Origin of the sequence: Aquabacterium sp., assembly GCF_034003525.1 — a bacterium.
Lineage (GTDB): Bacteria > Pseudomonadota > Gammaproteobacteria > Burkholderiales > Burkholderiaceae_C > Aquabacterium.
Map to the genome: position 1 here is coordinate 81,602 of NZ_JAVEYN010000014.1, position 10,721 is coordinate 92,322.

The 10,721-nt window shown below is 61.8% G+C and carries 12 protein-coding genes; 11 read left to right on the top strand and 1 reads right to left on the bottom strand.

Features of this window, described 5'->3' with window-relative positions; all coding sequences use genetic code 11:
• Positions 1 to 84: 84 nt before the first annotated feature.
• A complete protein-coding gene (locus RBT42_RS10075) occupies positions 85 to 1,074 on the bottom strand; it encodes a malate dehydrogenase (RefSeq protein ID WP_320364707.1) in 990 nt (329 codons plus the stop codon).
• Between the two features lie 269 nt (positions 1,075 to 1,343).
• Here RBT42_RS10075 and RBT42_RS10080 point away from each other — a divergent pair, with 269 nt between their 5' ends.
• The 11 genes from RBT42_RS10080 to leuB all read left to right on the top strand — a co-directional run.
• Positions 1,344 to 2,111 carry a GntR family transcriptional regulator gene (locus RBT42_RS10080; RefSeq protein WP_320364709.1) on the top strand — a complete coding sequence of 256 codons (768 nt, stop codon included), beginning with the start codon at positions 1,344 to 1,346 and terminating at the stop codon, positions 2,109 to 2,111.
• 144 nt (positions 2,112 to 2,255) lie between these two features.
• Complete coding sequence (sdhC, locus tag RBT42_RS10085) at positions 2,256 to 2,693, top strand: succinate dehydrogenase, cytochrome b556 subunit (protein WP_320364711.1); 438 nt, start codon at positions 2,256 to 2,258, stop codon at positions 2,691 to 2,693.
• Between the two features lie 31 nt (positions 2,694 to 2,724).
• Positions 2,725 to 3,087: a succinate dehydrogenase, hydrophobic membrane anchor protein gene (sdhD, locus tag RBT42_RS10090; RefSeq protein WP_320364713.1), complete on the top strand. Its 363-nt coding sequence runs from the start codon at positions 2,725 to 2,727 to the stop codon at positions 3,085 to 3,087.
• 3 nt (positions 3,088 to 3,090) lie between these two features.
• Positions 3,091 to 4,866, top strand: a complete 1,776-nt coding sequence (gene sdhA, locus RBT42_RS10095) for a succinate dehydrogenase flavoprotein subunit (protein ID WP_320364715.1) — start codon at positions 3,091 to 3,093, stop codon at positions 4,864 to 4,866.
• Between the two features lie 30 nt (positions 4,867 to 4,896).
• Entirely contained in the window at positions 4,897 to 5,604 is a 708-nt protein-coding gene (locus tag RBT42_RS10100; RefSeq protein WP_320364717.1) for a succinate dehydrogenase iron-sulfur subunit, read from the top strand.
• A 50-nt stretch (positions 5,605 to 5,654) separates the two neighbouring features.
• Positions 5,655 to 5,945 (top strand): succinate dehydrogenase assembly factor 2, encoded by a 291-nt coding sequence (locus RBT42_RS10105; RefSeq protein WP_320364719.1) that lies wholly within the window; start codon positions 5,655 to 5,657, stop codon positions 5,943 to 5,945.
• 120 nt (positions 5,946 to 6,065) lie between these two features.
• Positions 6,066 to 7,376, top strand: coding sequence for a citrate synthase (gene gltA / locus RBT42_RS10110; protein WP_320364721.1), 1,311 nt, complete (start codon positions 6,066 to 6,068; stop codon positions 7,374 to 7,376).
• Positions 7,377 to 7,571: 195 nt separating this feature from the next.
• Positions 7,572 to 8,981 (top strand): 3-isopropylmalate dehydratase large subunit, encoded by a 1,410-nt coding sequence (leuC, locus tag RBT42_RS10115; RefSeq protein ID WP_320364723.1) that lies wholly within the window; start codon positions 7,572 to 7,574, stop codon positions 8,979 to 8,981.
• 37 nt (positions 8,982 to 9,018) lie between these two features.
• Positions 9,019 to 9,147, top strand: coding sequence for an entericidin A/B family lipoprotein (locus RBT42_RS10120; RefSeq protein WP_320364725.1), 129 nt, complete (start codon positions 9,019 to 9,021; stop codon positions 9,145 to 9,147).
• 9 nt (positions 9,148 to 9,156) lie between these two features.
• The gene (gene leuD / locus RBT42_RS10125) at positions 9,157 to 9,804 is read left to right on the top strand and encodes a 3-isopropylmalate dehydratase small subunit (RefSeq protein ID WP_320364727.1); all 648 of its coding nucleotides are present in this window, start codon (positions 9,157 to 9,159) and stop codon (positions 9,802 to 9,804) included.
• Between the two features lie 35 nt (positions 9,805 to 9,839).
• Positions 9,840 to 10,721: 3-isopropylmalate dehydrogenase (gene leuB, locus RBT42_RS10130; RefSeq protein ID WP_320364729.1), on the top strand; the 882-nt coding region annotated here is incomplete at its 3' end.

Consider the following 10,721-nt stretch of genomic DNA (forward strand, 5'->3'; position numbering starts at 1 on the left):
CGACCCGAAGGCCGCCAGCTTTGATTGTGATCTACCTTGCACCATCCGGCACAGGCCGGATGACCAAGGTCTCACACAGGCTGATTACAGCAGGTGCTTGACGCCGTCTTGCTCGCCTTGCAGCTCAGCCAGGGTCTTGTTGATGCACTCTTGCGAGAAAGCGTCGATTTCCAGACCTTCGACGATCTTGTACTCGCCGTCAGGCGTGGTCGTGACGGGGAAGCCGAACACGATGCCTTCAGGGATGCCGTACTGACCTTGCGAGGGCACACCCATGGTCACCCATTCGCCGTTCGAGCCCAGGGCCCAGTCGCGCATGTGGTCGATGGCGGCGTTGGCAGCCGAAGCAGCCGACGACAGACCGCGAGCGGCGATGATGGCAGCGCCACGCTTGCCGACGGTGGGCAGGAACACGTTGGCGTTCCAGTCCTGGTCGTTGATGGTTTCCTTGACCGACTTGCCGTTCACGGTGGCGAAGCGGTAGTCAGCGTACATGGTGGGCGAGTGGTTGCCCCACACCGTCAGCTTGCGGATGTCGCCGACCTTGAAGCCAGCCTTGGCGGCCAGTTGCGAAGCAGCGCGGTTGTGGTCCAGGCGCAGCATGGCGGTGAAGTTCTTGGCCGGCAGGTCCGGAGCCGACTTCATGGCGATGTAAGCGTTGGTGTTGGCGGGGTTGCCGACCACCAGAACCTTGACGTTGCGCGAAGCCACGGCGTTCAGAGCCTTGCCCTGAGCCGTGAAGATCTGGGCGTTGGCAGCCAGCAGGTCAGCGCGCTCCATGCCGGGGCCGCGAGGACGTGCACCCACCAGCAGAGCGTAGTCGGTGTCCTTGAAAGCGGTCATCGGATCGGAGTGAGCCTCGATACCGGCCAGCAGCGGGAAAGCGCAGTCTTCCAGCTCCATGATCACGCCCTTCAGCGCGTTCTGGGCCTTTTCGTCGGGGATTTCCAGCAGTTGCAGGATCACGGGCTGGTCCTTGCCCAGCATTTCGCCAGAGGCGATGCGGAACAGGAGGGCGTAACCAATTTGGCCAGCGGCGCCGGTGACGGCGACGCGAACGGGTGCTTTGCTCATATGCAACTCCGAAAGAGTGAGGGCGGTTTAATGGAAAACCCACAAGTGTAGCGTCGCGCAGCCGTGTGTGCACAGATCACCGCGCATTGCCCATGGTCTGATATCTTATATAAGATGTCTTCTAACGTACTTGTGGACTTTGGCTGGCAGTTGTGGTGCAATGGCGCCCGGTCAGCGTTCATCCATGCTGGCCGACACCAACCAACGATCATACCCCGATCGACAACCGAGACCTTGATGCTGTGGTGACCCCTCCGCCTTCCGCTTCAATGCCCGACGCCCAGGCGTCGACGGGCGTGGGCACAGGTGCAGCCGGCCCGTCCTTCAGCCCGCTGTATCAGCAAATCAAGGCCCTCATCCTGCGCAGCCTGCAAGCGGGTGAATGGCGCCCCGGTGAGGCCATCCCGAGCGAGCTCGAACTGGCTGCCCGCTTCAAGGTCAGCCAGGGCACGGTGCGCAAGGCGGTTGACGAACTCGCGGCTGAAAACCTGCTCATGCGCCGGCAGGGCAAGGGCACCTTTGTGGCCACCCACGCCGAGGAGCAGGTGCAGTTTCGCTTCCTGCGCCTGGCACCCGACCATCCCGCTCAGTCCGCCGACGCCTCCCGTCGTGAATTCCTCGACTGCCGTCGCCTGCGTGCGCCGGCCGATGTGGCGCGCGCGCTGCAACTCAAGTCGGGCGACATGGTGGTCGAGGTGCGCCGCGTGCTGCATTTCGCCGGCCAGCCTGTGGTGCTCGACGACATTTGGCTGCCCGGACATCTTTTCAAGGGTCTGACGGCCGACCGCCTGAGTCAATACCAGGGTCCGATGTATGGCCTTTTCGAATCCGAGTTCGGCGTGCGCATGATCCGCGCTGAAGAGAAAATCCGTGCGGTGCTGGCCGATGCGTCGGTGGCGGGCGTGTTGCAGGTGGAAGCTGGCAGCCCCTTGCTCAGTGTCGAGCGCCTCTCCTTCACCTATGGCGACCAGCCCGTCGAACTGCGCCGCGGCCTCTACCGCACCGATCGTCACTACTACCGAAACGAGCTGAGTTGACAGGCAGTTCGTGCACTCATTTTGCGTCTTGTCATGTGCTTGTCTCAGGCTCGCAGATGACAGCGTGAAACCGTCGGGCTGGGGATTGCCCTAAAATCCTTTCTTCTTGACAGATCTTTGACGCTCGGCAGGAGCTCTAACAACATGGCTGACAACGCGAAAACCCCACGCCCCGTCTACCGGAACATCCACGTGACGGACATCGTCACCTACCGCATGCCGTTGGCAGCGATCGTTTCGATCCTGCACCGGATCAGCGGTGCCCTGATGTTCCTCTTGATGCCCTTCATCATCTGGATGTTCGACGCGAGCGTCACGTCGGAAATCTCGTATGAGTCGTTTACCTCGGTGTTCACCGTGGGTTGCGCCGATGGCGCCATCCCGGGCTGGTTCTTCAAGCTTGTCGCGCTGGGCCTGATCTGGGCCTACCTGCACCACTTCTGCGCTGGCATCCGCCACCTGGTGATGGAGGTCTCGCACTCCTACTCCAAGCAAGCAGGCAAGTCCACTGCGGTCACCACCCTCGTCATCAGCGTGGGTCTGACCGTCGTGTTGGGCGCCAAGCTCTTCGGCCTGTTCTGATCCCCACGTCTTGACTGCAGGAAACAACAACATGTCTCAAAACTACGGAACCAAGCGCATCGTGACCGGTGCGCACTACGGTCTGCGCGACTGGCTGGCGCAGCGTGTCACCGCCGTGCTGATGGCCCTGTTCACCATCGTGCTGCTGGCCCAGGTCATTTTTGGCGGTCCTCTGGGCTATGACAGCTGGTCGGGCATCTTCTCGTCGCAGTGGATGAAGGTCCTGACCTTCGTGGTCATTCTGGCCATGCTCTACCACGTGTGGGTGGGCGTGCGCGAAATCTTCATGGACTACATCAAGCCGGTCAGCATTCGCCTGAGCCTGTATGTGTTCGCCATCGTTTGGCTCGTTGGTTGTGCCGGTTGGGCCATCCAAGTGCTGTGGAGACTGTAAAAAATGACCGCTACCTCTTCTCTTCCTACCCGTAAGTTTGACGTCGTGATCGTCGGGGCCGGCGGCTCCGGCATGCGCGCTTCGTTGCAACTGTCCCTGGCTGGCCTGAACGTGGCCGTGCTGTCCAAGGTCTTCCCCACCCGTTCGCACACGGTGGCCGCTCAGGGCGGTATCGGTGCCTCGCTGGGCAACATGTCCGAAGACAACTGGCACTATCACTTCTACGACACCATCAAGGGCTCCGACTGGCTGGGCGACCAGGACGCCATCGAGTTCATGTGCCGTGAAGCACCCAAGGTGGTGTACGAGTTGGAACACTTCGGCATGCCGTTCGACCGCAACGCCGACGGCACCATCTACCAGCGTCCGTTCGGTGGCCACACCGCCAACTACGGTGAAAAGCCCGTGCAACGTGCTTGCGCTGCCGCTGACCGTACCGGCCACGCCCTGCTACACACCCTGTACCAGCAAAACGTCAAGGCCCGCACCCAGTTCTTCGTGGAATGGATGGCCCTCGACATCATCCGTGATGCCGAAGGCGACGCCGTGGGCGTGACCGCGCTGGAAATGGAAACCGGCGAAGTGCACGTGCTGCAAGCCAAGACCGTGCTGTTGGCCACCGGTGGTGCCGGCCGCATCTACCAGGCTTCGACCAACGCCTTCATCAACACCGGTGACGGCCTGGGCATGGCTGCACGCGCAGGCATCCCGCTGGAAGACATGGAATTCTGGCAGTTCCACCCCACCGGCGTGGCCGGCGCGGGCGTGCTGCTGACCGAAGGCTGCCGTGGCGAAGGCGCGATCCTGCGCAACAGCAATGGCGAGCGCTTCATGGAGCGTTACGCGCCCACCCTGAAGGATTTGGCTCCGCGTGACTTCGTGTCCCGCTCGATGGACCAGGAAATCAAGGAAGGCCGTGGCTGTGGTCCCAACAAGGACTACATCCTGCTGGACATGACCCACCTGGGCGCCGACACCATCCGCAAGCGCCTGCCTTCGGTGGAAGAAATCGGCCACAACTTCGCCAACGTCGACATCACCAAGGAAGCCATTCCTGTGGTCCCGACCATCCACTATCAGATGGGTGGCATCCCGACGAACGTCCACGGTCAGGTCGTGATCCCGGCCAACGGCAAGCACAACGACATCATCAACGGTCTGTACGCCGTGGGTGAGTGCTCCTGCGTGTCGGTGCACGGCGCCAACCGCCTGGGTACCAACTCCCTGCTCGACCTGGTCGTGTTCGGTCGCGCTGCTGGCAACCACATCGTCGACTTCAACCTCAAGACCAAGAGCCACAAGCCCCTGCCCAAGGACGCTGCCGACAAGACCCTGGCACGTCTGGCACGCCTGGACTCGGCCAAGAACGGCGAGTACTCGCAAGATGTGGCCAACGAGATTCGCTCTACCATGCAAACCCACGCTGGCGTGTTCCGCACGCAAGCCATCATGGACGAGGGCGTCAAGAAGATCGCTGCCGTGCGTGAGCGCGTTGGTGGCATTGGCCTGAAGGACAACTCCAAGGTCTTCAACACCGCCCGTGTCGAAGCCCTGGAAGTCGAAAACCTGATCGAAGCCGCACAAGCCACCATGGTGGCCGCCGCTGCCCGCCAGGAAAGCCGTGGTGCCCACGCCCACAACGACTTCCCTGAGCGTGACGACGCCAACTGGATGCGCCACTCGCTGTGGTACTCCGAAGGCAGCCGCCTGGACTACAAGCCGGTCAACCTGCAGCCCCTGACGGCGGAATCCGTTCCCCCGAAGGCCCGCACGTTCTGATCGTCAGCGACTCGACATTAGGAATTCATCATGAGCCAAAAGCGCATTTTCCAGATCTACCGCTACGATCCAGACAAGGACGCCAAGCCCTACATGCAGACCATCGAGATCGAACTCGAAGGCAACGAACGCATGCTGCTGGACGCCCTGGTCAAGCTCAAGAAGGTTGACCCGACCATCTCGTTCCGTCGCTCCTGCCGTGAAGGCGTGTGCGGCTCCGACGCGATGAACATCAACGGCAAGAACGGTCTGGCCTGCCTGACCAACATGCGCACGCTGCCCCAAACCATCGTGCTCAAGCCGCTGCCTGGCCTGCCCGTGATCCGCGACCTGTACGTGGACATGACCCAGTTCTTCAAGCAGTACGACTCCATCAAGCCCTACCTGCTCAACGACACGCCGCCGCCCGAGAAGGAGCGTCTGCAGTCGCCTGAAGAGCGTGAAGAGCTCGACGGTCTGTACGAGTGCATCCTGTGCGCCAGTTGCTCGACCAGCTGCCCCAGCTTCTGGTGGAACCCTGACAAGTTCGTCGGCCCCGCCGGTCTGCTGCAGGCCTACCGCTTCATCGCTGACAGCCGCGATCAAGCCACCTCCGAGCGCCTGGACAACCTGGAAGACCCGTACCGTCTGTTCCGTTGCCACACCATCATGAACTGCGTGGACGTGTGCCCGAAGGGCCTCAACCCCACGAAGGCCATTGGCAAGATCAAGGAACTGATGGTCAAGCGCGCCGTCTGATCCCGCTGATCTGACTTTCCTGAACCGTCTGCGTTGACTCGCCTGTCCCGATGACCCAAGCTCCTGTTTCTACCGATCTCACGCCCGATCCGGATGTGCTGCGTCGGATTCGCTGGCGCTGTCGTCGGGGCCTGCTCGAGAACGACTTGTTCATCGACAAGTTCTTCGAGCGCTACGGCGAGAACCTGACCACGCCCTTGGTGCAGGGCTTGCTCGAATTGATGGACCTGTCTGACAATGATTTGCTGGACCTCCTTCTGGCTCGCAAAGAGCCGGAAGGAGAGCTGTGCAAGCCGGAGATCCTGCAGGTGCTCACGATGATGCGAGTTGCCAAGGCGTAATCCAAGCCGGCTCCCGACAGCCATCTGTCGTGCGGAGCCTGGCAAGGGCTGATAATCCGGGCTCGGGATTTCCCAGTCCAAGACCTCTTTCCACACAAGACCGATCCCTTAGGAGTGCTCATGACCCCGTCCGACGTGAAAGCCACCCTGTCGTTCTCCGACGGCAGCCCCAGTATGGAACTGCCCATCTACAAGGGTTCTGTCGGCCCGGATGTGATTGACATCCGCAAGCTGTACGGCCAGACCGGCAAGTTCACCTACGACCCTGGCTTCCTGTCCACAGCTTCGTGCAACTCCAAGATCACCTACATCGACGGTGACAAGGGTGAGCTGCTGTATCGCGGCTACCCCATCGAGCAGCTGGCCACCAACTGCGACTTCCTGGAAACCTGCTACCTGCTGCTGAACGGCGAGCTGCCGAACGCCGCGCAAAAGGGCGAGTTCTCCAACCTGGTGTCCCAGCACACCATGGTCAATGAGCAAATGCAGTTCTTCCTGCGCGGTTTCCGTCGCGACGCTCACCCGATGGCCGTCATGACCGGTCTGGTGGGTGCCCTGTCGGCTTTCTACCACGACAGCACCGACATCAATAACCCCGAGCACCGTCAGATCGCGGCCATCCGCCTGATCGCCAAGATGCCCACCCTGGTGGCCATGGCTTACAAGTACTCGGTCGGCCAGCCTTACATCTACCCGCGCAACGACCTCTCGTACACCGAGAACTTCATGCGCATGATGTTTGCCACGCCTTGCGAAGACTACAAGGTCAACGAAGTCCTGGTTCGCGCCATGGACCGCATCTTCATCCTGCACGCTGACCACGAGCAAAACGCTTCCACCTCGACCGTGCGCCTGTGCGGCTCGTCGGGCACCAACCCGTTCGCGGCCATCGCCGCTGGCGTGGCCTGCCTGTGGGGTCCTGCTCACGGTGGCGCCAACGAAGCTGCGCTCAACATGCTGGAAGAAATCCAGCGCAAGGGCGGCGTCGAGAAGATTGGCGAGTTCATCGCCGAGGTCAAGGACAAGAACTCCGGCACCAAGCTGATGGGCTTCGGTCACCGCGTGTACAAGAACTACGACCCGCGCGCCAAGCTGATGCGTGAAACCTGCCACGAAGTGCTGAACGAGCTGGGCCTGCAAAACGACCCGCTGTTCAAGCTGGCCATGGCTCTGGAAAAGATTGCTCTGGAAGACGACTACTTCGTGTCGCGCAAGCTGTACCCGAACGTTGACTTCTACTCTGGCATCGTCCAGCGCGCCATCGGCATCCCCGTGCAGCTGTTCACCGCCATCTTCGCCCTGGCGCGTACCGTGGGCTGGATCGCTCAGCTGAACGAAATGATCGGCGACCCCGAGTACAAGATCGGCCGTCCTCGTCAGCTGTTCGTTGGCGCCGAGAAGCGCGACGTCAAGCCCCTGGCACAGCGTTGATCCACACAGCCGGCTTGACCGGCTGATGGACGCTCGAAACCCCGGCCTGGCCGGGGTTTTGTCATTTCTGTTTCCATGAAAACCGGGCAGGGCGTGAAAGCGCCCGGACGTCATGGGGTAATTCCGCACGTCCTGCCTTAAAATCGTCATCTTTCCCCACCCCAGGGCCGACCAGCCCTTTGCGCAAGAAGCACCATGGGACGCACCCTCTACGACAAGATCTGGGACGAGCACGTCGTCCACACCGAAGAAGATGGCACCGCCACCCTCTACATCGACCGCCATCTGGTGCACGAAGTCACCAGCCCGCAGGCGTTTGAAGGTCTGGACATCGCGGGCCGCAAAGTCTGGCGCCTGTCGGCCAACCTGGCGGTGAGCGACCACAACGTGCCCACCACCGACCGCAGCGAAGGCATCAAGGACCCGATCTCCAAGCTGCAAGTGGACACGCTCGACCAGAACTGCGACCGCGTCGGCATCACCCAGTTCAAGATGGGCGACAAGCGCCAGGGCATCGTGCACGTGATCGGCCCGGAGCAGGGCGCCACGCTGCCCGGCATGACCGTGGTGTGCGGCGACAGCCACACCTCCACTCACGGCGCTTTCGGTGCGCTGGCCCACGGTATCGGCACCTCGGAAGTCGAGCACGTGCTCGCCACCCAGACGCTGCTGGCCAAGAAGGCCAAGAACATGCTGATCAAGGTCGAGGGCACCTTGTCCAAGGGCTGTACCGCCAAGGACATCGTGCTGGCCATCATCGGCAAGATCGGTACCGCCGGCGGCACGGGCTACACCATTGAATTCGCTGGCAGCGCCATCCGTGCTCTGAGCATGGAAGGCCGCATGACCATCTGCAACATGGCCATCGAAGCCGGCGCGCGCGCCGGCTTGGTGGCGGTGGACGACACCACCATCAACTATGTGCAGAACCGTCCCTTCAGCCCCACCGGTGTGGAACTGGAGCAGGCCATTGCCTACTGGCGTACGCTGCACTCCGATCCGGATGCCGTGTTCGACACCGTGGTCGAGCTGGACGCGGCTCAGATCAAGCCGCAGGTCAGCTGGGGCACCTCGCCCGAGATGGTGCTGTCCATCGACGACCGCGTGCCCGATCCCGACAAGGAAAAGGATCCCGTCAAACGGTCGGCCATGGAGCGTGCGCTGCAGTACATGGCGCTGGAGCCCAACAAGGCCATCAGCGACATCCACATCGACAAGGTATTCATTGGTTCGTGCACCAACAGCCGCATCGAAGACATGCGTGAAGCTGCCGCTGTGGTCAAGCGGATCGGTGGCCGCATCGCGTCGAACGTGAAGCTGGCCATGGTGGTGCCCGGTTCAGGTCTGGTCAAGGAGCAGGCTGAGCGTGAGGGGCTGGACCAGATCTTCAAGGCCGCAGGTTTCGAGTGGCGTGAGCCCGGTTGCTCCATGTGTCTGGCCATGAACGCTGACCGCCTGGAGCCGGGTGAGCGTTGCGCCTCCACCAGCAACCGCAACTTCGAAGGCCGTCAAGGCGCCGGTGGTCGCACCCATCTGGTCAGCCCCGCGATGGCCGCTGCCGCCGCGATGAATGGCCACTTTGTGGACGTTCGCCGCATCGCCTGAACCCTGTCAACCGTCTGAGTCACAAGAGAGTCCGCACATGACACGTCTGTTTGTTTCCGCACTGGTGGTTTTGTCCGTGTTGGGCCTGTCGGCCTGCAACACGGTGCACGGTCTGGGACAGGACATTGAAAAGGCCGGTTCGGTCATCTCTGGCGCAGCCAAGTAAGCACACACCATGCAAGCATTCCGCATTCACAAGGGGCTCGTCGCCCCGATGGACCGGGAAAACGTCGACACCGACGCCATCATCCCGAAGCAGTTCCTGAAGTCGATCAAGCGCACGGGCTTTGGCCCCAACCTGTTCGATGAGTGGCGCTATCTGGACGCGGGCGAGCCCGGTCAGGACCCGGCCACCCGCAAGCCCAACCCAGACTTCGTGCTGAATCAGCCGCGCTACCAAGGCGCTTCGGTGCTGCTGGCGCGCAAGAACTTCGGTTGCGGCTCCAGCCGTGAGCACGCCCCCTGGGCGCTCGATCAGTATGGCTTCCGCGCCATCATCGCTCCCAGCTTCGCCGACATCTTCTTCAACAACAGCTTCAAGAACGGTTTGTTGCCCATCGTTCTGAGCGAGCAGCAAGTCGATCAGCTGTTCAACGAAGTGGCTGCCTTCCCCGGTTACGAGCTGACCATCGATCTGGAGCGCCAGGTCGTCGTCAAGCCCGACGGCACCGAGCTGGCCTTTGAGGTGCAGCCCTTCCGCAAGTATTGCCTGCTCAATGGCTTCGACGACATCGGCCTGACGCTGCGTCACGCCGACAAGATCAAGGCCTACGAGGCTGAGCGTCTGGCGCAGAAGCCCTGGTTGAACCATCGCATTGTCTGATTTCCTTTTTTCCCGCTGAGATTCCCAACATGGTCATGAAGATTGCAGTGCTGCCGGGTGACGGCATCGGTTCCGAGATCGTCGCCGAGGCGGTGAAGGTGCTCCAGGTCCTGGACCTGCCTTTGCAGATGGACGAGGCCAAGGTCGGGGGCGCTGCCTTCGATGCCCACGGCCATCCGCTGCCCGAGCACACCCTGAAACTGGCCATGGAATCCGACGCCGTGCTGTTCGGCGCCGTGGGTGACTGGAAGTACGACAAGCTCGAGCGCCATCTGCGCCCTGAGCAGGCCATCTTGGGGCTGCGCAAGAACATGGGCCTGTTCGCCAACTTCCGTCCGGCCATCTGCTACCCGCAACTGACCCACGCTTCCAGCCTCAAGCCCGAATTGGTGGCCGGTCTGGACATCCTCATCATCCGCGAACTGACCGGTGACATTTACTTCGGTCAGCCGCGCGGTCGCCGCGTCGCGCCCGATGGCGAGTTCAAGGGGGCCGACGAGGCGTTCGACACCATGCGCTATTCGCGCCCGGAAATCGAGCGCATCGCCCACGTGGCCTTCCAGGCCGCCCGCAAGCGCAACAAGCGCGTCACCAGCGTGGACAAGGCCAATGTGCTGGAAACCTTCCAGTTCTGGAAGGATGTGGTCACCGAGGTCCACGCCCAGTATCCTGACATCGAGCTGGACCACATGTATGTGGACAACGCCGCGATGCAGCTCGTCAAGGCCCCCAAGAAGTTCGACGTGCTCTTTACCGGCAACATGTTTGGTGACATCCTGTCTGACGCGGCTGCCATGCTGACCGGCTCGATCGGCATGCTGCCGTCGGCCTCGCTGAACGCCAAGGGCCAGGGCCTGTACGAGCCCAGCCACGGTTCGGCCCCTGATATTGCCGGCAAGGGCGTGGCCAACCCCCTG